At 68.5% G+C, this 24,466-nt stretch carries 19 protein-coding genes; 7 read left to right on the top strand and 12 right to left on the bottom strand.

Annotated elements, in window-relative coordinates; genetic code table 11:
• Window positions 1–34 precede the first annotated feature (34 nt).
• Complete coding sequence (locus SK095_RS00525; protein WP_320547535.1) at window positions 35–3,793, bottom strand: retention module-containing protein; 3,759 nt, start codon at window positions 3,791–3,793, stop codon at window positions 35–37.
• Window positions 3,794–4,260: 467 nt separating this feature from the next.
• Between SK095_RS00525 and SK095_RS00520 the strand changes: the two genes are divergently transcribed.
• The 3 genes from SK095_RS00520 to SK095_RS00510 all read left to right on the top strand — a co-directional run bounded on the left by SK095_RS00520 (window position 4,261) and on the right by SK095_RS00510 (window position 9,184).
• Window positions 4,261–5,613 carry a TolC family outer membrane protein gene (locus SK095_RS00520; protein WP_136488474.1) on the top strand — a complete coding sequence of 451 codons (1,353 nt, stop codon included), beginning with the start codon at window positions 4,261–4,263 and terminating at the stop codon, window positions 5,611–5,613.
• A 78-nt stretch (window positions 5,614–5,691) separates the two neighbouring features.
• Window positions 5,692–7,851: a type I secretion system permease/ATPase gene (locus tag SK095_RS00515; protein WP_320547534.1), complete on the top strand. Its 2,160-nt coding sequence runs from the start codon at window positions 5,692–5,694 to the stop codon at window positions 7,849–7,851.
• Window positions 7,852–7,861: 10 nt separating this feature from the next.
• Entirely contained in the window at window positions 7,862–9,184 is a 1,323-nt protein-coding gene (locus tag SK095_RS00510; protein WP_236574686.1) for an HlyD family type I secretion periplasmic adaptor subunit, read from the top strand.
• A 6-nt stretch (window positions 9,185–9,190) separates the two neighbouring features.
• On the opposite strand, the gene SK095_RS00505 is transcribed toward SK095_RS00510, so the two are convergent.
• The 4 genes from SK095_RS00505 to SK095_RS00490 all read right to left on the bottom strand — a co-directional run bounded on the left by SK095_RS00505 (window position 9,191) and on the right by SK095_RS00490 (window position 12,954).
• Complete coding sequence (locus tag SK095_RS00505) at window positions 9,191–9,787, bottom strand: tRNA-uridine aminocarboxypropyltransferase (protein WP_320547533.1); 597 nt, start codon at window positions 9,785–9,787, stop codon at window positions 9,191–9,193.
• A gap of 28 nt (window positions 9,788–9,815) precedes the next feature.
• The gene (locus SK095_RS00500) at window positions 9,816–10,760 is read right to left on the bottom strand and encodes a DMT family transporter (protein WP_136488477.1); all 945 of its coding nucleotides are present in this window, start codon (window positions 10,758–10,760) and stop codon (window positions 9,816–9,818) included.
• An 82-nt stretch (window positions 10,761–10,842) separates the two neighbouring features.
• Window positions 10,843–12,024 (bottom strand): VWA domain-containing protein, encoded by a 1,182-nt coding sequence (locus SK095_RS00495; protein ID WP_320547532.1) that lies wholly within the window; start codon window positions 12,022–12,024, stop codon window positions 10,843–10,845.
• Between the two features lie 84 nt (window positions 12,025–12,108).
• Window positions 12,109–12,954, bottom strand: a complete 846-nt coding sequence (locus SK095_RS00490) for an AAA family ATPase (protein ID WP_136488479.1) — start codon at window positions 12,952–12,954, stop codon at window positions 12,109–12,111.
• Between the two features lie 193 nt (window positions 12,955–13,147).
• On the opposite strand from SK095_RS00490, the gene cysK reads away from it, so the two are divergent.
• Together cysK and SK095_RS00480 are read left to right on the top strand one after the other, a co-directional pair.
• Window positions 13,148–14,122: a cysteine synthase A gene (gene cysK, locus SK095_RS00485; protein ID WP_320547531.1), complete on the top strand. Its 975-nt coding sequence runs from the start codon at window positions 13,148–13,150 to the stop codon at window positions 14,120–14,122.
• 215 nt (window positions 14,123–14,337) lie between these two features.
• Window positions 14,338–14,544 (top strand): cold-shock protein, encoded by a 207-nt coding sequence (locus tag SK095_RS00480; RefSeq protein ID WP_136488481.1) that lies wholly within the window; start codon window positions 14,338–14,340, stop codon window positions 14,542–14,544.
• 63 nt (window positions 14,545–14,607) lie between these two features.
• Here the strand turns inward: SK095_RS00480 and SK095_RS00475 are convergent, their stop codons facing one another.
• Window positions 14,608–15,387, bottom strand: a complete 780-nt coding sequence (locus tag SK095_RS00475; RefSeq protein WP_320547530.1) for a class II glutamine amidotransferase — start codon at window positions 15,385–15,387, stop codon at window positions 14,608–14,610.
• Between the two features lie 27 nt (window positions 15,388–15,414).
• On the bottom strand, window positions 15,415–15,846 hold the full coding sequence (locus SK095_RS00470; RefSeq protein WP_136488483.1) for an MFS transporter: 432 nt from the start codon (window positions 15,844–15,846) through the stop codon (window positions 15,415–15,417).
• Window positions 15,847–15,930: 84 nt separating this feature from the next.
• Between SK095_RS00470 and SK095_RS00465 the strand changes: the two genes are divergently transcribed.
• Window positions 15,931–17,970 (top strand): S9 family peptidase, encoded by a 2,040-nt coding sequence (locus SK095_RS00465; RefSeq protein ID WP_320547529.1) that lies wholly within the window; start codon window positions 15,931–15,933, stop codon window positions 17,968–17,970.
• Between the two features lie 55 nt (window positions 17,971–18,025).
• Here the strand turns inward: SK095_RS00465 and SK095_RS00460 are convergent, their stop codons facing one another.
• The 5 genes from SK095_RS00460 to rnd all read right to left on the bottom strand — a co-directional run bounded on the left by SK095_RS00460 (window position 18,026) and on the right by rnd (window position 23,044).
• Window positions 18,026–19,429 carry an APC family permease gene (locus SK095_RS00460; RefSeq protein WP_136488485.1) on the bottom strand — a complete coding sequence of 468 codons (1,404 nt, stop codon included), beginning with the start codon at window positions 19,427–19,429 and terminating at the stop codon, window positions 18,026–18,028.
• Window positions 19,430–19,817: 388 nt separating this feature from the next.
• Window positions 19,818–21,041, bottom strand: a complete 1,224-nt coding sequence (locus SK095_RS00455; protein WP_136488486.1) for a hypothetical protein — start codon at window positions 21,039–21,041, stop codon at window positions 19,818–19,820.
• A gap of 49 nt (window positions 21,042–21,090) precedes the next feature.
• A complete protein-coding gene (locus SK095_RS00450; protein WP_136488487.1) occupies window positions 21,091–21,540 on the bottom strand; it encodes a YcgN family cysteine cluster protein in 450 nt (149 codons plus the stop codon).
• Window positions 21,541–21,623: 83 nt separating this feature from the next.
• Entirely contained in the window at window positions 21,624–21,917 is a 294-nt protein-coding gene (locus SK095_RS00445; protein ID WP_136488488.1) for a YcgL domain-containing protein, read from the bottom strand.
• A gap of 8 nt (window positions 21,918–21,925) precedes the next feature.
• Complete coding sequence (gene rnd, locus SK095_RS00440) at window positions 21,926–23,044, bottom strand: ribonuclease D (protein WP_320547528.1); 1,119 nt, start codon at window positions 23,042–23,044, stop codon at window positions 21,926–21,928.
• Window positions 23,045–23,189: 145 nt separating this feature from the next.
• On the opposite strand from rnd, the gene SK095_RS00435 reads away from it, so the two are divergent.
• Entirely contained in the window at window positions 23,190–24,044 is an 855-nt protein-coding gene (locus SK095_RS00435; RefSeq protein WP_320547527.1) for a sulfurtransferase, read from the top strand.
• Window positions 24,045–24,466: the final 422 nt, after the last annotated feature.

Below are 24,466 nucleotides of genomic sequence, written 5' to 3'. Positions count from 1 at the left end.
CCGGCGGTAAGCCGACCGGCGCGGGCGGGATGGCTCAGACGACCTTGAGCGAGCCGTCGTCGAGCATGGCGTGGATGATGCTGGCCTGGTCGGCGGAGCCGTAGGCCGTCGACAGGTTCACGCCATCGAGCACGATGGTCTGGCTCGCCGGCAGCGGCCCGGCGCCGTCGGGGTTCACCGTGAGGGTGGTGCTGCTGCCGGTGGTGAGGGTCAGGTAACTGCCCAGCACGCTGGCCAGCTCCGACATGCCCAGCGACGGATCCAGGCCGGCGAGCAGATCGCTCAGGTCGAGGCTGTCCTGCCCCGGATCGAAGTCGGTGACATGGTCGACGCCGCTGTCCCCGGCGAGCCAGACGAAGGTATCGCTGCCCGCCCCGCCGCTCAGGACGTCGTCGCCGGAACCGCCGATGAGCGTGTCGTCGCCGGCCATGCCGGCGAGGCGGTCGCTGCCGCCCAGCCCGATCAGCACGTTGTCGCCGGCGCTGCCGGTCAGCTCGTCGTCGTGCTGGGAACCGATCAGGTTCTCCAGCCCGGTCAGGCGGTCCGTGCCGGCGCCGCCGGTATTCTGCGACTGACCGATCAGACTTTCGCTCAGGCTGACCCGCACCCCGCTCGTGGCGCTGATGTAGCTGGCCGTATCGTTGCCGGCGCCGCCGATCAGCGTATCGTTGCCGGCGCCGCCGGCCAGGATGTCGTCGCCCGAGCCGCCGTCGAGCACGTCGTTGCCGGAGCCGCCGACGAGGATATCGTCGCCGCTGTCGCCCTTGAGGGTGCTGCCGCCCTCGCGCCCGAGCAGGATCTCGTCGAGGTAGCTGCCGACCAGCACGCTGCCGGGATCGCGCTCCAGATGCACATCGGCAGAGCCCACCACGCTGCCGCCCAGACTCACCTCGTAGCTGAAGCTGCCCCCGTCGCGCTCGGTCGGCCCCCCCTCGATGAAGGTGATGGTGGAGCCGGCATCCAGCACCTGGCCGCCGCTGGCCGATGCGGCGATGGCCGCCAGGGCCAGCAGGTGGCTGTTGGGGCCGGTGTCGTTGGCCAGCAGCGCCCACTTGGGAATCGTCAGGCTGTCCGGCCCGGACTGGATCGGCACGTTGCTGAGCACCCGGTCGTCGCGCACCACCAGCGGCCCCGAGGCGGCATCGACGATCAGCGACAGGTTCGCGCCCGCCGTATCGCCATCGTTGTCGATCAGCACGTAGCCGATGTGCTCCCTGGCCGACTGGCCGACTCCGGCCGGCGGGGTGTAGACGAAGGCGCCATCGTCCATGTCGACCGCGAAGCGGCCGCCGGCGACGGTGGTGATGGTCAGGATGTGGCTGGCCGCATCGAAACTGCCGGCACCGACCCCGCCGCTCACGCCTATGCTGCCGCCCCCGGCAGGCTGGTAGGTATAGGTGACGCCGTCCACGGTCACCGACAGCACATGACCGCCATCGGCGCCGAAGCCGCCACCGCTGGTCAGGTTGCCGGCCAGCGAGGCGGCCCGCACGCTGTCCACCAGGGTATCGCTGAGCTGGGCGAAGTCGGTGATGGTCTGGGCGTCGCTGCCCGCCCCGGCGGCGCCGTCGTAGGCGATCGGATCGAGCGCCGCCTCGGTCACCCCCGAGCCCATGCCCAGGGCATGCATGGTGATGCCGTTGGCCTCGAGGAAGTCGATCCAGGCGGCCTCCTCGGCGGCGGAGATGCCGACGCTGCCGGCCGGCAGCTTGGGAATGCCGTCGGACAGGAAGTAGCCGACGTTCTGCCCGTCGGGCAGCTTGCCGGCTTGCCCCCAGGCGCTGTTCATCACCGCCTGCAGGGCGGCGTCGTAGTTGGTCAGGTCGGAGTCCGACGGGTCGTCGATGGCCAGCACGGCGTCGATCGCCTCGTTGACGGATTGCCACTCGCTGCCCAGCACCTGCGCCGAGGAGCCGAAGATAACCACCTTGACCGCCACCTCACCCCGCGCCTCGTACTGCTCGAGCAGCTCGCAGATCGCCTGGCGGGCGGCCTCCAGACGGTTGTAGCCGCCGAACTGGGCCGACTCGTTCATGCTGTCGGAAACGTCGAGGACGATCAGCAGGTTGGTCTTGTTGCTCAGGGTGTTCTGCTCGTGGGCCGCCTGGTCGACGGCGCTGGGACGGTCGTCGACGATCTCGATGGCGATCTGCGCGGGTGCGGATGCGGCCGTGCCGTCGGATACCTGCAGCTCGAACAGTTCGCGCTCGACACCGGGGCCGTCCGTGGTCGGCCCGCTCAGCTGGTAGAGGTAGCTGCCGGTACCGGTCGCCGCATCGTAGCCGGTGATGGTCAGGGTTCCGTAGCTGCCGGTGAACACATGGCCGGCCAACTGGTCGATGGCGACGGTCTGGCCGTTGATGGTGACGCTGGCCAGATCGTCCAGGCCGTCCGCATCGCCCAGGCGGAAGGTGCCGCTGGCGAACTCGCCGTCGCCGGCAGCCGCCGAGCCGCCGGGCAGTCCGGCCTCGTACACGCAGTCGGCGATACCGCCGGGATTGCCCGGATCGACATCCACGGTCGGTCCGTCGTTGCTGCCGCGCAGGGTGATGGTCAGGGTGGCGCTGGCCGGGTCGCCATCGCCGTCCTGGATGCGGTAGGTGAAGCTCTCGCTGCGCACATCGCCTTCACGCAGCGCCTGGGTCGCCGCCCGCGCATTGTCGAGGAGGAAGCTGTAGCTGCCGTCGGCGTTCAGCTGCAGCGTGCCGTACTGCGACAGGACCGTCGACAGCGGGTTGTCCCAGGCGACGAAGCTGTGCCCGTCCGCCCCCGGCTGGCCATTGGCATGCAGGTCGTTGTCGAGCACGCTGCCGGCCAGCGCATCCGTCGCGTTCTCGCGGATCTCGGGGGTATCGTCCACCGCGCGCGGAGCATCGTCGGCGATCGTCACGTCCAGCTGACGCTCCGCCGACATGTCGCCGGTGCGGTCGATGACCCGCACGACGAAGCTCTCGCCGACCACGTCCAGGCCGCCGCTCAGGCCGGCGCCGCCGAGGTGGGGAGCGGGACCGTCGAGGGTGTAGGTCCAGCTACCGTCGGCGGCGACCACCAGGGTGCCGTAGAGCCCCTGCACGCTGCCTCCCGCCGCCACGTTGACCCAGTTGCCACCGGCGTCGCGCACCTGCAGCGCCAGCACGCCATCCGGGGCATCCACCACGAAGCGCCCGTAGGCCGAGGTTTCCGCACTGCCCGCCTGGCTGCCCGCGGGCAGGCCGGACTCGTCAACCGCGGCCCGATCGATCAGTACCTGGGCGCTGGGATCGTCGAAATATTCGATCTCGAGCGTGGGGATGGACGGCTCCGCCTGCGGGTCCTCCGCGGGAACCAGCTCCTCGGCCTGCAGCGGGACGAAGCTCAGCGGTCCGGTCGGGAAGCCGATTTCCGGGTCGACCCGGCCGGCGGTCTCGCCCAGCAGGACGAAGGAGATGCCGCCGCCTCCGGCACCGCCAGCGTCGCCGCCGGGACCTGCCGCCGGCGGCTCGGCGCTCAGCGTCGGGTCCGCGCCCGCCCTGATCGCCTGCTGCAGCTGCTCGACGCCGCTCGCCTCCTGCCCTGCCGTATCCTCGGCGCCCCGCTCGCCCAGCAGCCGCGTGCTCAGCACCTGGCCGCTGTCACGCCCGAGGATCAGTTCCCCGCCATTGGCCAGCCGCACGACCACCGCCCCCTCCGCGCCGGTCTGCAGCTGCTCGCCGGCGAACAGCCGGTCCCCCTCGACCAGCACCCGCTTGCCGCCCGTCGTTACCGCGAACGCCTCGCCGACCACCTGCCTGACGACCCCGATCAACCGTGCCATGAGTCCATCCTCCTGCAGCCGCCGCCCAGCGGGGCCTGCCTGTAGCGCTGACAGTACGGGGAGGATGTCGCGAGCGAAGTCAGTCGAAACGGGGCAAAGCGGGGCGACACGGCAGCCGGTGAACGACGAAAAGCCGTCGCCCTCCTGGTTTCATCCGGATAGACCGGTCCCCCGCAATGGCAAGCTTCCCCCGGCTGGCGTCCTCGTGTTCCGCCCGTGCTTTCCGATCTGCATGGAACGGCGAATAGCTGCTTCCTGCAGATTGCCTTCTCCTAACAACCTTTGCCGGTTTCTCAGAAGACATCAGACCTTTTTTTCATATTTCTTATGAAAAACACTTCTGAGCAGATAGTCCCGGATGTTCTTTCATTCTTGAGTAGAACGACAAAGCGCCAGGCCGCAACGGAAGTCATAAATCTGGCGCACGACCATCAAGAGTGGACAGACACCAGCGGAAGGAGACACCCATGCGCCTCTCACCTAAGTGGGTCGGACTGCTGTTGGCAGCAGGGTTCAATCAGGTCTCGGCCATGACGCTCTCGGAAGCCATCCAGAGCACCATCGACAACCACCCGGAAATCCACGCCGCCAGCAACAGCCGCCTGGCTGCCGACGAGCAGCTCAAGGTCGCCAAGGGTGGCTACCTGCCGACCGTCGACATGCTGGCCAGCTACGGCCGCGAGCACACCGACAACCCGAGCACCCGCGCCTTCGGCGACCACAACACGGAAACCCTCAATGCGCGCACCGCCGAGCTGCGCCTGCGGCAGATGCTGTTCGACGGTTTCAACACCCCCAACGAGGTCGCCCGCAGCGCGGCGGTAGTCGATTCGCGCGCCTACCGCCTGCTGGGTACCAGCGAGAGCCTGGCGCTGCGCACCGCGGAGGTGTACCTGGAGGTGCTCAAGCGCCGCGAGATGGTCGCCCTGGCCGAGAACAACCTGCAGGCGCACCGCCGCGTGCACGACCAGATCAGCATGCGCAGCCGCAGCGGCGTCGGCAGCAGCGCCGACCGCGACCAGTCGCAGGCGCGTCTGGCCCTGGCCGAGAACAACCTGTACACCGAGCAGGTCAACCTGGCCGATGCCGAAGCCAACTTCTTCAGCGTCGTCGGCCGCATGCCCGACGAGCTGAGCGCTCCGACCTCGATCCGCGGCCAGCTGCCGGACAGCGTGGCCAGCGCCCGCGACCGCGTGATGAGCAACAACCCGCTGCTCAAGTCGGCCCAGGCCGACGTGCAGGCCGCCGAGAAGCAGTACGAGGCCGCCAAGTCGCGCTTCTACCCGCGCTTCGACGTGGAGCTCGCCGGCAATGCCGACGACAATCGCCAGGGCGAGGAAGGCCACTACAACCGCTGGTATGCCGGCGTGACCATGAACTACAACCTGTTCAACGGCATGCGCGACAAGGCCCAGCTGCAATCCAGCGCGCACCAGATCAACGAGTCGATGGACATCCGCAACAACGCGTTGCGCCTGCTCAACGAGAACCTGATGCTGGCGTGGAACGCCATGGAGAACGCCCGCCTGCAAACGCCGCAGGCACGCGAGTACGCCGAGTCCAGCGCACGGGTGCGCGAGGCCTACCAGCAGCAGTTCTCCCTCGGCCAGCGCACCCTGCTCGACCTGCTCGACAGCGAAAACGAGCTGTTCACCGCCAACCGCCGCTATACCGAAGTCCGCTACACCGAGGAATTCTCGATGTACCGCGTGATCGCCTCCATGGGCGAGCTGCTGCGCCAGCAGAACGTAGTCCCGCCGAGCGAGGCCGTGGCCATCAACGAGGTGCAGAGCCAGGCGCGCCTCCCCACCCTGAAGTAAGCCGGTGCCGGCGACCGGCAGCTGGCTGTCGGTCGCCCGTCTCGACAATCACTGGAAGTCGCCCGGGGGGCCACCACCATGACCATCATGGAACGGGTCGGCAATGCCGAAGGTCCGCAGCACGATCACGACGACCCGCTGCTGGACGGACTGGCGATCCTCTGCAGGCTGCACGACCGACCGGTCAACCGCGCCAGCCTGCGCGCCGGCCTGCCGCTGCCCGGGCAGCGCCTGAACGCCGAACTGCTGCCCCGCGCCGCGGCCCGCGCCGGCCTGCAGGCCCGCCTGCTGCGCCGGCCGCTGGACGGCATCGCCGCACTCAACCTGCCGGTACTGCTGCTGCTGCGCGATGGCCGCAGCGCCGTGCTGCGCCAGTGGGGCGCGGACGGCCGGGCGCTGATCCTGCCCAGCGAAGCGGACGGCGGCGAGCAGTGGCTGGAGCGCGAGCAACTGGCCGCCGACTACGCCGGCCTGGCGCTGTTCGCCCGCCCCCGCCACGAACTCGAGGAACTGCGCGAGCCGCTGGTTCCGCGGGTGCAGTCGTGGTTCCGCGATACCCTCAGGCTGTCGCGCTGGCTGTACACCGACGCCATGTTCGCCAGCCTGCTGATCAACCTGCTCGGCCTGGCCGTGCCGCTGTTCGTCATGCAGACCTACGACCGGGTGGTGCCGAACCAGGCGCTGTCGACCCTGTGGGTGCTGACCGCCGGCCTGCTGCTCGCCACCCTGTTCGAGCTGCTGCTGCGCGTGCTGCGCTTCCGTCTGCTCGACATCGCCGGCAAGAAGACCGACGTGGTGCTCTCCGCCACCCTGTTCGAACGCATCGCCGGCATGGCCATGAAGGCCCGCCCGGCCAGCATCGGCGGCTTCGCGCAGAGCATCCACGACTTCCAGGGCCTGCGCGAATTCCTCACCGCGGTGACCCTGACCAGCCTGATCGACCTGCCCTTCGCCCTGCTGATGCTGCTGGTGATCGGCCTGCTCGGCGGCCCCCTGGTGATCGTCCCGCTGCTCGCCTTCCCGCTCACCGCACTGTTCGCCTTCATCGTCCAGCGCCGCCTGCGCGATACCGTGCAGCGCAGCCTGACGCTGGGCGCCGAACGCCAGGCACTGCTGATCGAGACCCTCGGCGGTCTGGAAACCCTGAAGAGCTGCGGCGCCGAGGGCGAGCGCCAGCACCAGTGGGAGCACACCCACGGCGCCCTCACCCGCCTCGACGGCCATGCCCGCCTGCTCTCCGCGGTGGCGCTCAACGGCACCCTGTTCCTCCAGCAGCTCGCCGGACTGGCGCTGATCGTCGCCGGGGTGTACGCCATAGTCGCCGGCCAGCTCAGCGTCGGCGCGCTGGTCGCCTGCTACATGCTCAACGGCCGGATCATGGCGCCGCTCGGGCAGATCGCCAGCCTGATCACCCGCTACCAGCAGGCCCAGCTGACCATGAAGAGCACCGACGCGCTGATGGCCCTGCCGCAGGAGCGCGCCAGCCGCCAGCGGCCGCTGGAGCACACCCGCCTGCACGGTGCGCTGGAGCTGCGCCAGGTGAACTTCGCCTACCCGGAGCAGGGCCAGCCGGCCCTGCATGGCCTGTCGCTGCGCATCGCCGCCGGCGAGAAGGTCGGCATCATCGGCCGCAGCGGCTCGGGCAAGAGCACCCTGGCGCGCCTGCTGATGGGGTTCTACGCACCGGACGAGGGGAAGATCCTGTTCGACGGCCTCGACCAGCGCCAGATCGACGTGGCCGACCTGCGCCAGCAGATCGGCTACGTCGCCCACGATCTGCCGCTGCTCGCCGGCACCCTGCGCAGCAACCTGACCCTGGGCGCCCGCCACGTCAGCGACGAGCGCCTGCTCGAGGTCGCCGAGCTGACCGGCGCCGCCGACCTGGCCCGCCAGCATCCGCAGGGCTTCGAGCGTCCGGTGGGCGAGCGCGGCCAACTGCTCTCGGCCGGCCAGCGCCAGGCGGTGCTGCTGGCCCGTGCCCTGCTGCTCGATCCGCCGATCCTGCTGCTCGACGAACCCACCAGCTCGATGGACAACGCCAGCGAGGAAGCGCTGCGCGCCCGCCTGCGCGACTGCTGTCGCGACAAGACCCTGCTGCTGGTCACCCACCGGCCGGCCATGCTCGGCCTGGTCGACCGCCTGATCGTGCTCGACGGCGGCCGGCTGGTCGCCGACGGCCCGCGCGATGCGGTCATCGAAGCCTTGCGCAAGGGCCGCGTCGGCCCGCTGACGGTTTGAGGAGGCGCCCATGCACCTGTCGCGGATGGCCGAACCGGCCTTCATGCCCGAAGTCCAGGGCGCCCTGAGCGAAGACGCCAGCGCCCTGACCCGCCTGACCGTGTGGCTGATCGGCGGCCTGCTGCTGGCGGCCCTGGTCTGGGCGCACTTCGCCGTGCTCGACGAGGTCACCACCGGCGAGGGCAAGGCGATCCCCTCCAGCAAGGTGCAGACCATCCAGAACCTGGAGGGCGGCATAGTCGCCGAGATCTTCGTGCGCGAAGGTCAGGTGGTGGACAAGGGCGATCGCCTGCTGCGCCTGGACGACACCCGCTTCGTCTCCAACATGGGCGAGACCGAGGCCGACCGTCTGGCCCTGCTCGCCCGCGTCGAACGCCTCGGCGCCGAGGCCGAGGGCCGCGAGCTGCAGCTGCCGGCGGAAATCGCCGAGGGCGCCCCCGGTCTGGCCGCCGACGAGCTGGCGCTGTTCCGCTCGCGTCAGCAGGGGCTGGCCAGCGAGGTGACCATCCTCAACGAGCAGTTGCGGCAGAAGACCCAGGAGCTGGCCGAGTTCCGCGCCAAGGCGCAGCAGTACCGCGCCAGCCTGGGGCTGATCCAGAGCGAGCTGCAGATGTCCGAGCCGCTGGTCAAGAGCGGCGCCATCTCCCAGGTCGAGATCCTGCGCCTGCGCCGCAGTGCGGTGGAGATCCGCGGCGCGCTGGAGGCCACCAACCTGGCCATCCCGCGCGCCGAGGCCGCGGCCAAGGAGGTCGAGGGCAAGATCGCCGACGCGCAGCTGAAATTTCGCACCGCGGCGCTCAAGGAACTCAACGAGGCGCGTACCGAGCTGAGCAAGATCACCGCCAGCAGCGCCGCCATCGAGGACCGGGTCAACCGCACCGGGGTGGTGTCGCCGGTGCACGGCATCGTCAAGCAGCTCAAGGTCAACACCATCGGCGGCGTGGTGCAGCCGGGCAGCGACCTGCTGGAAATCGTGCCGCTGGAGGACAGCCTGCTGATCGAGGCGCGCATCCGCCCGCAGGACGTGGCCTTCCTTCATCCGGGGCAGGAGGCGATGGTCAAGTTCACCGCCTACGACTACACCATCTACGGCGGCCTCAAGGCCCGCCTGGAGATGATCGGCGCCGACACCATCGCCGACGAGGACGGCAACAGCTTCTACCCCATCCAGTTGCGCACCGAGAGAAGCCACCTGGGCAGCGCCGAAAAACCGTTGCTGATCATCCCCGGCATGGTCGCCAACGTCGACATCATCACCGGGCAGAAGAGCGTGCTCGACTACCTGCTCAAGCCGGTGCTCAAGGCGCGCGCCGAGGCGCTGCGCGAACGCTGACGCCCGTCACTCGCGCAGGTGGTTGCGCCGGTAGGTGTCCTCGCCCATGGCGGCGATCTGCGCATCGATCAGCGCCTCGAACGGGCGCAGCAGGGCGTCGAAGCGCCCCGCCCCTTCCAGCGCGTTCAGGCAGTGCACGATGGCCTCGATGGTGGACAGCGCGCCCGGCCCCGGCGCCTTGCGCAACCGGTAGCGGCTGACCAGGCCGTCCGGCAGGCTCAGCCGCGGCAGCGCCGCCAGCCAGGGATTGCAGTGCAGGATGCGCCGCGCCTTGCGCCAGGTGCCGTCCGGCACGATCAGCAGCCGCTCGCCGGCACCCGCCGCCGTATCCAGCCCGTCGACGCAGCGCGCGCCCTCGCCGGGAAACAGCAGCCAGGCCTCGGCGCCGGCCAGTTCGCTCTCCAGTTCGGCAAAGCGCTCGCCGACGCGCAGCTCGGCATTGCTCAGGCCGAAGGCGGCCAGCCGCGCGGTGTTCAGCGCATGGCGCACCTCGTCCGGGTGCTGCAGGATCAGCACCCGGGTACGGTTGTCGAGATGGGGGATCAGCGGGCACAGGCAATGGCTCTGCGGCCGCAGGCAGCGGGGGCATCGGTCTCGGGACATGCGCGCATTGTCGCACGCCCCGCCGCGCTCAGCCCAGCGGCTGGCGCGCCGGCTCGCGACCCAGCACGCGGCGCCACCAGCCGTCGGCGCTGACCATGCTGATCCCCAGCAGCACCAGCACTCCGCCGCCGACGAAGAAGGCGTCGATACCCTCGTCGAGCAGCCAGACACCGAACAGCACGCCGAACAACGGGGTCATGAAGGAGAACACCCCCAGGCGCGAGGCCAGGTAGCGGCGCAGCAGCCAGAACCAGGTGAGGAAGGCGACGAAGGACACCAGCACGCTCTGGTACAGCAGGCTGCCCCACACCACCGGGGTGAAACGCGCGCCGTCCACATGGCCAGCGAGCCAGGCCAGCGGGATCAGCAGCAGGGCCGCGCAGAGCAGCTGGTAGAGCAGGGTCTTGGCCGGCGCTGCCCGCGCTAGGCTGGTGCAGCGCACCACCACCGTGGTCAGCCCCCAGAACAGTCCGGCCAGCAGCCCCAGGGCGTCGCCCAGCAGCATCCCGCGGGAGATGCCCTGCTGCAGGGCGCCGGCGCCGAAGGCGATCACGATGCCGGCGAAGGCCAGGCCGATGCCCAGCCACTGCAGGCGACGCAGCCGCTCGCTGGGCAGGGTGAGATGCAGGCCGAGGGCGGCGAAGATGGGCGCGGTGTACAGCAGCACCACCATGTGCGAGGCGCTGGTGAAGCGCAGTCCCTCGGCGACGAACAGGAACTCCAGGGCGAACAGCATCCCGGCCAGCAGACCGGGGCCCAGGGTGCCGTCGCCGAGGGCGAGGGGCTGGCGCCTGGCGAGCATGAGCAGGGACACCAGCACGGCGGCTACCAGGGAACGCAGGCCGATCTGCAGCACCGGCGCCATGTCCGGCGCGGCCAGCTTGATCGCCACCTGCTGCAGTCCCCAGATGCAGCACAGCACCACCATCAACTGGATGGCCAGGCCGTCCAGCCCCTGTCGCGTATCCGACATCTCTTCACTCCCGAAAAAACGAAACGGCCCGCGTCGACGTGCGCGGGCCCGGTCTGAGCGGAATCCTGGCCATTGCCTGCATTCAGTTGGCGGCCAGAAAGCGCATGCCCTCCTCCAGGCCGGCCGGGGTGAGCGGGTACATGCGCTCCTGCACCAGCTCGCGGACCAGCGCCGTGGAAGTGCTGTACTTCCAGGCGTCCTGCGGGTAGGGGTTGATCCAGATGAGCTTCCTGTAGGTGTCCATGAAGCGCTGCATCCACACGAAGCCCGGTTCCTCGTTCCAGTGCTCGACGCTGCCGCCGGCATGGGTGATCTCGTAGGGGCCCATGGAAGCGTCGCCGACGAACACCACCTTGTAGTCCGGGCCGTACTTGTGCAGCAGGTCGTGGGTGGCGATGCGCTCGCCGTGGCGGCGCTGGTTGTCCTTCCACACCGACTCGTAGACGAAGTTGTGGAAATAGAAGTGCTCGAGGTGCTTGAACTCGCTGCGGCAGGCGGAGAACAGCTCCTCGCACACCTTGACGTGGGCGTCCATCGAGCCGCCGATGTCGAGCAGCAGCAGGAGCTTCACCGCATTGCGCCGCTCGGGGCGCATGCGGATGTTGAGCAGACCGGCATCGCGCGCGGTGTGCTCGATGGTGCCGTCGAGATCGAACTCCTCGGCCGCGCCCTCGCGGGCGAACCGGCGCAGGCGGCGCAGGGCCAGCTGGATGTTGCGCGAGCCGAGTTCCATCTGGTCGTCGAGGTTGCGGTACTGGCGCTGCTCCCAGACCTTGGCCGCCCGCCCCTGGCGCTCGCCGGCGTCGCCGACGCGGATGCCCTCGGGATGATAGCCGCCCGAGCCGAACGGGCTGGTGCCGCCGGTGCCGATCCACTTGTTGCCGCCGGCGTGGCGCTCCTTCTGCTCGGCCAGGCGCTGCCTGAACGCCTCGAGCAGCGCATCGAGGCCGCCCAGGCTCTTCAGCTGCGCCCTGTCCTCCGGGCTCAGGAAACGCTCGAACTCCTTGCGCAGCCACTCCTCGGGGATCAGCGCCTGCAGCGCGGTGTCGAGGTCGGCGAGCCCCTTGAAGTAGACGGCGAAGGCACGGTCGAACTTGTCGAAATGCCGCTCGTCCTTCACCAGGGTGGTGCGCGCCAGATAGTAGAAGGCGTCCAGGTCGGCGAACACCACATGACGCTGCAGCGCCTCGAGCAGGTCGAGCAGCTCGCGCAGCGATACCGGCACCTTCGCCGCGCGCAGCTCGTTGAACAGGTTGAGCAGCATTTCTATGTCCCCGGAGAAAACCGTAGGGTGGGCAGCCGCGCAGCGTTGCCCACCGGTGAAAAACCGCGTTGCGGGCTTTCCACACTACCGCCCGGCACGGCGGCTCATGAACGCCAGGCGCTCGAGCAGCATCACGTCCTGTTCGTTCTTCACCAGCGCACCGGCCAGCGGCGGGATGGCCTTGGTCGGATCGCGCTCGCGCAGCACCGCCTCGCCGATCTGGTCGGCCATCAGCAGCTTGAGCCAGTCGACCAGCTCCGAGGTCGAGGGTTTCTTCTTCAGCCCCGGCACCTTGCGGATGTCGAAGAAGATCTCCAGCGCCTCCTGCACCAGCTCCTGGCGGATGCCGGGGAAGTGCACGTCGACGATCTTCTGCAGGGTGGCGCGGTCGGGGAAGGCGATGTAGTGGAAGAAGCAGCGGCGCAGGAAGGCGTCCGGCAGCTCCTTCTCGTTGTTGGAGGTGATGATGATGATCGGCCGCTGCGTCGCCCGGATCGTCTCGCCGGTCTCGTAGACGAAGAACTCCATGCGGTCGAGTTCCTGCAGCAGGTCGTTGGGGAACTCGATGTCGGCCTTGTCGATCTCGTCGATCAGCAGCACCACCCGCTCGCCGGCCTCGAAGGCCTCCCACAGCTTGCCCTTCCTGATGTAGTTGCGCACGTCGTGGACCTTGTCCACGCCCAGCTGCGAATCGCGCAGGCGGCTCACCGCGTCGTACTCGTAGAGTCCCTGGTGGGCCTTGGTGGTCGACTTGATGTGCCAGGTGATCAGCCGGGTGCCCAGCGCCTCGGCCAGCTGCTCGGCGAGCAGGGTCTTGCCGGTGCCCGGCTCGCCCTTGACCAGCAGCGGGCGCTGCAGGGTGATGGCGGCGTTGACCGCCAGCTTGAGGTCGTCGGTGGCGACGTAGGAAGCGGTGCCTTCGAACTTCATCGAAAATGTCTCTCGTGAGATGCGCGGCCGGCCCTGCGGCGGCCAATTCCCGACTATAGCGCGAGGGAAAGCGGCCTGTGAACGCCGCAGCGCACCGGACTGGTGCAGGAGCGCGCCTGGCGCCGCTGGACGCCTCCTCGGCGACGGCATAGGCTGTTGCGGTTTAGCTTTCCATCGGAGGAGAAGGCCCGACATGAGCCGCATCTACGCAGACAACGCCCAAGCCATCGGCAACACGCCGCTGATCCGCATCAACCGCCTCGGCCCGCAGGGCGTGACCATCCTGGCCAAGAACGAGGGCCGCAACCCGGGCTACTCGGTGAAGTGCCGGATCGGCGCCAACATGATCTGGGAGGCCGAGCAGAGCGGCCGGCTCAAGCCGGGGATGGCCATCGTCGAGCCGACCTCGGGCAACACCGGCATCGGCCTGGCCTTCGTCGCCGCCGCCAAGGGCTACCGGCTGATCCTGACCATGCCGGCCTCGATGAGCCTGGAGCGGCGCAAGGTGCTCAAGGCACTCGGCGCCGAACTGGTGCTGACCGAGCCGGCCAAGGGCATGAAGGGCGCCATCGACAAGGCCAGCGAGATCGCCAGCTCCGATCCGGCCCAGTACCTGCTGCTGCAGCAGTTCGAGAACCCGGCCAACCCAGCGATCCATGAGCAGACCACCGGCCCGGAAATCTGGAACGACACCGACGGCGCCATCGACGTGCTGGTGGCCGGCGTCGGCACCGGCGGCACCATCACCGGGGTGTCGCGCTACATCAAGAACACCATGGGCAAGCCGATCCTCTCGGTGGCCGTGGAGCCGACCGGCTCGCCAGTGATCAGCCAGACCCTGGCAGGTGCCGAGGTCAAGCCCGCACCGCACAAGATCCAGGGCATCGGCGCCGGCTTCGTGCCGAAGAATCTCGACCTGTCGCTGGTCGATCGCGTCGAGCAGGTCGGCGACGACGAGGCCAAGGCCATGGCCCTGCGCCTGATGCGCGAGGAAGGCATCCTCTGCGGCATCTCCTGCGGCGCGGCCATGGCCGCCGCGGTGCGCATCGCCCAGGAGCCTGCCATGCAGGGCAAGACCATCGTGGTAATTCTCCCCGACTCCGGCGAGCGCTACCTGTCGACCATGCTGTTCGACGGCCTGTTCGGCGAGCAGGAGCTGCAGCAGTAAGGCCTCACGATCGGCCGGCCGCGATTTGTCGCGGCCGGACAAAAAAGTGTTTGCCATGCCGGACGGGAACGGGCAAAGTGAAGTCGTTGGTCAAGGCGGAATACGTCAGCTGTAAACGCACTGAATCAGTACGTCAGTCCGTCATTCTCGACATCTTGATTCCACACCCAGGGACTCCGGTCCAGCAACAAATCAACACCTAGGAATTGCACGAAATGGCAACTGGCACTGTTAAGTGGTTCAACGACACCAAAGGTTTCGGTTTCATCAAGCCGGACGACGGTGGTGACGATCTGTTCGCCCACTTCTCCGAAATCCGCGCTCAGGGCTTCAAGACCCTGGCCGAGAACCAGAAAGTGTCCTTCGACGTGACCACCGGTCCGAAGGGCAAGCAAGCTTCCAACATCCAGGTCATCGGCTGATCCGCTGATCGAGATGTGAAAAACCCGGCTCTCGAGCCGGGTTTTTTTATGCCTGCGCTTCGCTCAGCTTTCGACCTGGCCGCTCGCCAGCAGTTCGCCACGGCGCCACAGCTTCCACTGCCCGGACTGGTAGCGTCCCCAGCTCTCATTGGCCGTCAGCGGCTCGGTGGCGATCACCGTGACCACGTCATCGGGCGAGGTTTCCGCCTGGAAGTCCACCGCCACGTCGGCATCCTTGAGCTGCGCCGGACCGAAGGGCGCGCGGCGGGTGATGTGCGCCAGCTTGGTGGAGCAGAAGCTGAACAGCCAGTCGCCATCGCTGAGCAGGGTGTTGAATACGCCGAGGCGGCGATAGCCGGCACAGGCCTCGACCAGGATCGGCAGCAACTGCTCCACTTCCACGGGCTCGGGAAAAGCACCACGCACCCGATTGAGCAGATCGCAGAAGGCCGCCTCGCTGTCGGTATCGCCCACCGGCCGGTAGAAGTCGGTCAGTGGCACGAGTCCGGCCAGTTGACCGTTGTGGGCGAAGCACCAGTTGCGTCCCCACAGCTCGCGCACGAACGGATGGGTGTTGGCCAGACTGACCTTGCCAACGTTGGCCTGGCGGATGTGGCCGATCACCACTTCGCTCTTGATCGGGTAGCGCTGCACCAGCCGCGCCACCTCCGACTCGCTGCTCGCCTGCGGGTCCTGGAACAGGCGCAGGCCGCGGCCCTCGTAGAAGGCGATGCCCCAGCCGTCGCGGTGCGGCCCGGTGCGCCCGCCGCGCTGCATCAGCCCGGTGAAGCTGAAGACGATGTCGGTCGGCACGTTGGCGCTCATGCCCAGCAGTTCGCACATGATCGACTCTCCCTGGCAATGCGGCCCTTACAACCTGGGTTCGCGACGCTCGCCGCCGCCCTGCTGCGCCAGCACCTCGGCGAGGGTCGGCTCGCGTGCCGCCTCGGCGGCGGCCTGGCGCGCCCGCCGGCGGCGCTGCAGCGGCCAGCGGATGGCGACGAACACGAAGTACAGGACGAAGGCGGCCATGCCGAAGGTGGCCAGGTCGGTGACCGCGCGCCAGACATTGCTGCCGGTATCGAACAGCAGGTCCAGCGCGCTGATGGCGATGGCGGGCGCATACAGGTCGCGCAGCGGGTCGACCAGGGTCGGGGTGAACAGCAGCACCGCCATGATCACCCGCAGCGGCTCGCGCAGGGCGCGCCACATCCAGCCGGTCATGCGGAAGCCAACCGCCAGCGCGGCCAGCGCGGCGACGCCGTACACGGCCCAGGCGAGGAGATAGTCTTGTTCGGTCATCGGTGCATGGCAGCGGCGGAATCAGGGCGCTTATGATAGCGGCTTTTCCCCGGAGCCGCGCGCCAGACGCGGCTGGAGTAGCCGATGTCCACCACCCCGCCCATCGCCCGCCGCCAGGACGGCGCCGATCCCTACGCCTGGCTGGAGCAGCGCGACGACGCCGAAGTGCTCGCCTACCTGCACGCCGAGAACGCCTGGCTGGAGGAGCAGCTGGCCGATACCACCGAGCTGCGCGAACAGCTGTTCGAGGAGATCCGCGCGCGCATCCGCGAAACCGACCTGTCGCTGCCGACGCCCTGGGGGCCCTGGCTGTACTACCAGCGCACCACCGCCGGCGAGGAGTATCCGCGCCACTACCGCTGCCCGCTCCCGGCCGACGGCTCGCTGGTCGTCGACGAAAGCGCCGAGCAGCTGCTGCTCGACCCCAACGCACTGGCCGGCGACGGCTACCTGGCCATCGGCGCCTTCAGCATCAGCCCCGACCACTGCCGCCTGGCCTACAGCCTGGACACCCAGGGCGACGAGGTCTATGAGCTTTTCGTCAAGGAGCTGGCCAGCGGCGACATCACCGCCCTGCCCTTCGACGACTGCGACGGCAGCATGACCTGGGCCAACGACAGCCGCACGCTGTTCTTCGGCGAGCTGGACGACACCCACCGGCCGCACAAGCTGTACCGCCACCGCCTGGGCGAGGACGGCGCCGAACTGGTGTTCGAGGAGCGCGACGGGCGCTTCTTCCTCGGCTGTCACCGTTCCAGCTCCGAGCGCCAGCTGATCCTGCTGCTGGCCAGCAAGACCACCAGCGAGGCCTGGGTGCTGGATGCCGAGCGGCCGGACGGCTCCTTCCAGTGCCTTGCCCCGCGCGAGGAAGGCCACGAGTACTACCCCGACCACGGCCAGGTCGACGGCCAGTGGAGCTGGGTGATCCGCAGCAACCAGACGGGCATCAACTTCGCCCTGTACCGCGCCGAGGAAGGCGCGCCGACCCGCGAACACTGGCAGGAGCTGGTGGCCCATCGCGAGGCGCTGATGCTCGAGGAGGTCAGCCTGAACGCCGGCGCCCTGACCCTCGGCCTGCGCGACAACGGCCTGCCGGTGATCGAGGTGCTGCCGCGCGGCGGTGCGCCCTACCGGGTGCAGCTGCCGGACGCCGCCTACAGCCTGCACGTCTACGACCACCTGGAGTTCGACAGCCCGGTGATCCGCCTGCGCTACGAGGCGCTCAACCGCCCGGCGCAGATCCGCCAGCTGGAACTGGCCACCGGCGCGCAGGCGGTACTCAAGCAGACTCCGGTGGAAGGCCCGTTCGACGCCGACGCCTACGAGAGCCGGCGTATCTGGGCCACCGCCGCTGACGGCACGCAAGTGCCGGTCAGCCTGGTCGGACGCCGCGAGGTGCTCGAGGGCCGACGCCCCGCGCCGCTGTACCTGTACGGCTACGGCGCCTACGGCGAGAGCCTCGACCCCTGGTTCTCCCACGCGCGGCTGTCCCTGCTGGAGCGCGGCTTCCTGTTCGCCATCGCCCACGTGCGCGGCGGCGGCGAGCTGGGCGAGGCCTGGTACCAGGCCGGCAAGCTCGCGCACAAGCAGAACACCTTCGGCGACTTCATCGCCTGCGCCGAGCGACTGATCGCCGACGGCTATACCACGCCGGGACAGCTGGCGATCAGCGGCGGCAGCGCCGGCGGCCTGCTGATCGGTGCGGTGCTCAACCAGCGCCCGGAGCTGTTCGCCGCGGCCATCGCCGAGGTGCCCTTCGTCGACATCCTCAACACCATGCAGAACCCCGAGCTGCCGCTGACGGTGACCGAGTACGACGAGTGGGGCGACCCGAACGAGCCCGAGGTCTACCAGCGCATCCGGGCCTACGCCCCCTACGAGAACGTCACCGCCCAGGCCTATCCGGCGCTCCTCGCCGTGGCCGGCTACCACGACAGCCGCGTGCAGTACTGGGAGGCGGCCAAGTGGGTGGCCAGGCTGCGGGCGAGCAAGACCGACGACCGCCTGCTGCTGCTCAAGACCGAGTTCGACGCCGGCCACGGCGGCATGAGCGGCCGCTACCAGGCGCTGCGCGACGCGGCGCTGGAGTACGCCTTCCTGCTCAAGGTGCTGAAGCTGGGCTGAGCGGGCAAATGCAGGAAGGGGCGCCGAGGCGCCCCTTCCTGCCTGCGGCTGTCGATCAGGACAGCTCGCGCGCCATCACCTGCGCGCTGTGGTGCACGCCGTAGCGGCGGCGCGAGTAGACATACAGGACCAGGCCGATGCCCATCCAGGCGACGAACAGCGCCCACTCCACCGGCACCAGCGCCGACGGGCTGAACGGCATGTACATGGCCGCCATGGCCACGCTCAGCAGCACCGCCACCACGCCGACCAGCATGCCGGCGCGTACCTTGAAGGGGCGCGGCATGTGCGGCTCGCGCACGCGCAGCACCACGAACGACAGGGCGACGAACAGGTAGGCGATGACGATGGCCAGGCTGCCGGCATCGACGAACCACACCAGCGCCTTGCGCCCCAGCAGCGGCGCGGCGGTGCTGAGCATGCCGATCAGCAGGATGGCGTTGGTCGGGGTCTTGTAGCGCGGATGCAGCTTGGCCAGGAAGGCCGGCAGCATGCCGGCATGGGCCAGCGCGTAGATCGCCCGGCTGCCGCCGATGTAGAAGGCGTTCCAGCTGGTGACGATGCCGGCGACACCGGCCAGGATCATCAGCTTGGCGGCCCAGGGCGCACCATAAATGGTCCCCATCGCCTGCGGCACGGTCAGCACGTCGGCACTGATGGCGCCGGCCGGGATCGCCAGGCTGACGCCAAGGATGATCAGCGCATAGAAGGCCACGGCCATCAGCACCGAGAAGATCAGCATCTTGCCGATCTCGCGCGGCGGCAGGTTGACCTCCTCGGCCGCTTGGGGGATCACGTCGAAGCCGACGAACATGAACGGCACCATCATCAGCACGGTGAGCACCCCGGCGCTGCCACCGACCAGCAGCGGGTCCATGTTGCCGGTTTCACCCTCGAACAGCGCGCCGGTGATGAACATCACACCGACGGCGAGGATCAGCACCGTCACCACCTTCTGGATCAGCGAGGCGGTCTGCACGCCGAAGTAGTTGACCGCGGTCATCATGATCGAGCCGAGCATGCCGACCGCCACCCAGGAGGCCATCACGTCCCAGCCCGCCACCGTCCACAGGTAGCCGACCTGATAGCCGGGAATCAGGTTGTCGAGCACGGTGGGCAGGGCCACCGCCTCGAAGGCCACCACCGAGACGTAGCCCAGCACGATGGCCCAGGTACACACGAAGGAAGCGAAGTGGCCGAGGGCACGGTAGCTGTAGACGTGCTCGCCGCCCGATTGCGGCATGGCTGCGGCGAGTTCGGCGTAGGTCAGGCCGATCAGCACGATGGCCAGACCGCCGAGGAGGAAGGCGAGGATCGAGCCGAGGCTGCCGGCGGACTGGATCCAGCTGCCGGTCAGCACGATCCAGCCCCAGCCGATCATCGCGCCGAACGACAGGGCCAGGACTTCCTTGCGCCCGAGCACGCGGGCAAAGCTGGTGGTGCGGTTATCAACGCTCATCGTATTTCCTACCTCCATAAGCAGGCTCTGTTGTTCTTGAGCGTAAAAATAAATGCACGAAGCATTCCAACTTTTCGAACACGACTGTAAAGAAAACCGCTACACCCAGAAAACCGCGGCGCAGACCCCATCCGCGCCATCGTCCGGGAAAATTTCTTGATGATCAGTGCATTATCGATAGCTACCGAAGCACACACGGCGTTACCAGCGGTGACACGTCGTGCAGCATTTCAGTGCTCCCGATCAGCATTCTGCACAATCGGGAGGCACAACATGCCGCAAGGCGTTCAATGAATCGCACAGGCTTTCCGGCAGCCAAGACAAACAGGCCCCGCGCCTGCGCGCGGAGCCTGTCCTGGAGAAAACAACAAGCGGGGGAAGTGCGCGGTCAGCGCAACAGGCGGGTGTCCAGCACCTTCGACGGGCCGCCCAGCACGCTCTCGCTGATCTGCACGAAGTCCTCGGTGCTGGCCTTGTCCAGGCGCATCAGCCCGCGGGTCACGTCGTCCAGCGAACGCTGGCCGCCGCTGGCCTTGCGGATCTCGGCGTCGAGATCCTGCAGCAGCAGCACCGCCCGCGCCGTCACCGGTCCACTGGCCCGCTCGCCGCGCAGAGAGCTCACCTTGCGGCTCCAGCGGGTCAGCTGCTCGCGGATCTTCTGGTAGCGGTCCTCGCTCAGCCCGCCGGCGCGACGCATCAGCTCGATGGCGTAGTACTCGGCGACGCCCTCGGTGATCCAGTCGCTGCGGTCGGTGTCGCTGATGCGGCTGAACACATGAACCAGCTCGTGCACCAGCGAGCTGGTGCCGTTCTCGCTGACCAGCGGGCGGTCGCGGTGCATGTACAGCGAGTTGGGCGCGGACAGACCGCCGCGCCACATCGGATCGCCGGCGCCGACGATCAGCAGCTTGTCCGGCTCGCGCGGGAAAACCGCCTGGGCATGAGGCCAGACGAAGGTCAGCAGGGTGAGGATGTCCATGCGCCGCACGCCCTCGCCCACCGGTGCCGCCACGGTGACGTCGGTCTTGCCGAGGACGGCGCGGCGGCTGCCGAGCTTGCCGGCGAGAATCCAGCCGGTGGGGCGGTCGAACAGGCGCGCCGGGTTGTCGATGCGGAAGCGATTCTTGCCGATGCGCGGCCAGCCGGTCTCGACGCTCCGCCAGCCCTCGGGCAGCTCGAACTGCAGGCGGCTGACCAGCTCGACGCCGGACTCCACGTCGATCTTCGCCGGCGGAACCAGATCGTCGCCGCGCAGCAGCGCCCAGTCCGGGGTCATGCGCGCGTCGAAGCGGCCGTTGTCACGCGGATGGCTGATCTTCACCCGGTAGCTGAGCTGGGCCCTGCCCTCCTGCGGGCGCCAGATGCCACGCTCGGGGCCGGTCTGCTGCCATTCGCCCTGGGCCTGGAAATCGCTGTAGTAGCCCTGATCGCCCAGGCTGAAGTCGAGGTACCTGAGCGCCTCGCCGCGCTCCAGGGTGACGGTGACCTCGGCCTGATCGCTGTCCGGCAGGAAGCGCACCCGGTAATCGACGTCGACGCGCTGCGCCGCCGGCAGCGACGCGGACAATCCCAGCAGCAGTGCAGCCAAGGGCAGCTTGAAGCGTTGAAACATGGCAGGTTCTCCTTTGCTGCGGGATTGGATGCCACCGGCCCCGACAGGTTCAGCCGGCGCGAAAAATCAGGTGCTCCTCCCAGTCGTCCTCGGCGACGCTCGTTTCGCTGAGCATGCGTCCGGCCTGGGAGATGCGCGCGTCGTGCACCGCCTGCGGGTCGCCGCAGACCAGATGATGCCAGGGCAGCAGGTCCTTGCCCTCGGCCACCAGCCGGTAGGCGCAGGTGGGCGGCAGCCAGCGGAACTGGTCGGCCTGCTCGGGAGTGAGCTGGATGCAGTCGGGTACGAAACGCTTGCGCTCGGCATAGTCGCTGCAGCGGCAGGTATCGAGGTCGAGCAGCTTGCAGGCGATGCGGGTGTAGTAGACGCTGCCGTCGTCCTCGTCCTCGAGCTTCTGCAGGCAGCACAGGCCGCAGCCGTCGCACAGCGATTCCCACTCGTCACGGTCGAGCTGGGCGAGGGTCTTGAGTTTCCAGAAGGATTCGGTCTTGGCGGCCATGGCGGGACTCCGTGCGGGGGGCGGCAGTCTAGCCGCACGCCGGTCGCCGGCCAAGCGGCGGCGCGACCGGCGGAAAACCGGGTTCAGACCGGGTCGTTGCGGCGCAGCAGCTCTTCCGGGAGGTGCTCGATGTACTCCTCCTCCGGCGGCGGCATCTGCAGGTGGTAGCCCTGCCGCTCGATGTTTTCCAGCACCTTGGCCGCATCCTCGCGGGCCAGCTTGCGCTCGGCGGTGAGCAGCATGTCGAACACGTGCTGCGGAGCGCCGAACGCGCTGAGCAGCGCCTCGGGCACCCGGGCCAGCGCCTCGCGCTTGTCGACATACAGGTACATCTCGCGCTTGCGCGGACTCTTGTAGATGGAGCAGATACGTTTCATCGGCGATCTCAGGACAGGGTATCGAGCAGCGCCTGGCCCATCAGGGCACGGCGCCAGCCACGCAGGGAATCGGGCAGCGAATAGGGACCGGACGGGTAGCCGGTCTTGAGCAGGGCCTCGAGCACCTTCTTGCGCAGCATCAGTTCGGGGACGATCTGCAGGCGCTCGGCCTCGCGCTGACCGACCGCGCGCAGCTTCTTCAGCAGCGGCGATACCTCCAGCGGCAGCGGCTCGGGCAACTGCGCCGGCCACTGCTCGGCCGGCTGCGCGGCCGCCTCGGCGATCAGGCGCAGGATGGTCTCGCCGTCCTGGCGCACGGTGCGCGGATGCATGTCCTCGATGCGCGCCAGGGTCACCAGGTCGCGCGGCTGGGTGCGCGCCAGCGGCCACAGCGAACGCTCGCGCAGGATGCGGTTGCGCGGCTGGTCGCGCTGGCGTGCCTGCTCCTCGCGCCAGGCGCAGAGGGCTCGCAGCACGGCCATCTGCTGGCCGTTCAGGCGCCAGGCCAGCTTGACCTCGCGCCAGGCCTCCTGCGGATCGTGCACCTCGCGCTGGCCGGCGATCAGTTCGGCGCCGTCCTCGAGCAGCCAGGCACGCTTGTCGGCGGGCAGTCGGCGCTCCAGCTCGCGATAGACCTCGCACAGATGCTGCACGTCCTCGGCGGCGTAGCGCACCTGCATCTCGCTGAGCGGGCGCTGCAGCCAGTCGGAGCGGGTTTCATCCTTGGGCAGCTCGAGGCCGAGCAGCTCCTTGACCAGCCGCGAGTAGCCCATCGAGAAGCCGATGTTCAGGTAGCCGGCGGCGATCTGGGTGTCGAACAGCGGCTGCGGCTGGCTGCCGGTCAGGCGCTGGAACACCTCGAGGTCCTCGCTGCACGAATGCAGCACCTTGACCACCGCGGGATCCTCGAGCAGCGCGGCGAAGGATGTCCAGTCGGTGATGCGCAGCGGGTCGATCAGCCAGGCGGCCTCGCCATCGCCCACCTGCACGAGCGCGGCGATCGGGTAGAAGGTGTCCACCCGCATGAACTCGGTATCCAGCGTCACGAAGGGCCGCGTGCGCCACTCCCGGCAACGGTCGGCGAGGGTCGCATCATCCAGGATCCAGCGGATATCGATAGCGGGCACGGGGCTCTCCTGCAAAAGAGCGCAGTATAACGCGCAGGGCGGCGAATCGCGTGGGAATCCCCTGCGCAGCGCGTCTGCCGCGGGTTAAGCTGGGCCCGTTCGCGGGCCATGCCCGGCCCGCCCGCACCCCATGAGGAGCCACCGGATGTCGCTCGCCCGCCTGATCACCCCCGAGGCCCTGGCCCAACGCCTGGGCCGGTCCGAGCTGAGGATTCTCGACTGCCGCTTCGCCCTGGAAGACCCCGGCTACGGCCGCCGCGCACACGCCGCCGGCCACCTCCCCGGCGCCTGCTTCGCCGACCTCGAGGAGGATCTGTCCGCTCCCGTGGTAGCAGGACGCACCGGCCGCCATCCGCTGCCCGATCCGCAGCGGCTGTGCCGGCGCCTGCGCGACTGGGGCGTCGACGACGACAGCGAGATCGTGTTGTACGACGACGGTCCGGGCGCGTTCGCCGCGCGCGCCTGGTGGCTGCTGCTGTGGCTGGGCAAGCGCGAAGGCGTGTACCTGCTCGACGGCGGCCTGAACGCCTGGCGCGACGCCGGCCTGCCGCTGCAGCACGAACAGCCGCAACCGCCGCTCGGCCATTTCGAGGGGCAAGCGGACAACAACCTGGTGGTGGAGAGTGACGCGCTGCTGGGTCGACTCGCCGATCCGCAGCTGACCCTGCTGGACGCGAGGGGCCTGCCGCGCTTCAGGGGCGAAGTCGAACCCATCGACCCGGTCGCCGGCCACATCCCCGGCGCCCAGTGCGCCCCATTCATCGACAACCTGGACAGCCATGAGCGCTTCCTGCCGGCCGAAGCCCTGCGCCAGCGCTTCGCCGCCCTGCTCGGCAGCCGCCCCCAGGAACGACTGGTGGCCTACTGCGGCTCCGGAGTGACCGCCTGCCACAACCTGCTTGCCCTGTGCCTCGCCGGCTTCCCGCTGGGCACGCTGTATGCAGGCTCCTGGAGCGAGTGGATCACCGACCCGAGCCGTCCCGTGATCCGCGAGTGCTGATGGCGTCCCGTTCGCCCTGTCGGCACAGGGCGTCGGCCGCAGGCAAAAACCGCAGACAAAAAAAGGGCGGGGTATGACCCCCGCCACTCTTTGTTCCCTATCACCTTCCTGGTGAGCCGCCTCCGGCGGTGTCCTGACCGGCTTCCATGCCGGCTGCGTTCTTCCCTGTCCGCAGTTGTGATATTAGCGGCGCCGATCGCGGCTGCAAGCACCCGGATGCTCGACCCAGAGGCACCGACACGCCTGCCATGGATAAAAATAATCCTTTAAAAACAACAACATAAAAGACAAAACCGAGATGAAGGGTCGTTTTCCACTCCGGCGCGCAGCGACTCTCCTACAGCATGCGTAAGTCATGGCTTACATGCACTTGCAGCATTCGCCCGGAACTTGTACCCGCAATAAAACACCGCCCCGCAAAT

Source organism: Pseudomonas sp. AN-1, assembly GCF_034057115.1.
Taxonomy (GTDB): domain Bacteria; phylum Pseudomonadota; class Gammaproteobacteria; order Pseudomonadales; family Pseudomonadaceae; genus Geopseudomonas.
The sequence above is the reverse complement of the archived record's forward strand: the minus strand, read 5'-3'. Positions and strand labels throughout refer to the sequence as shown.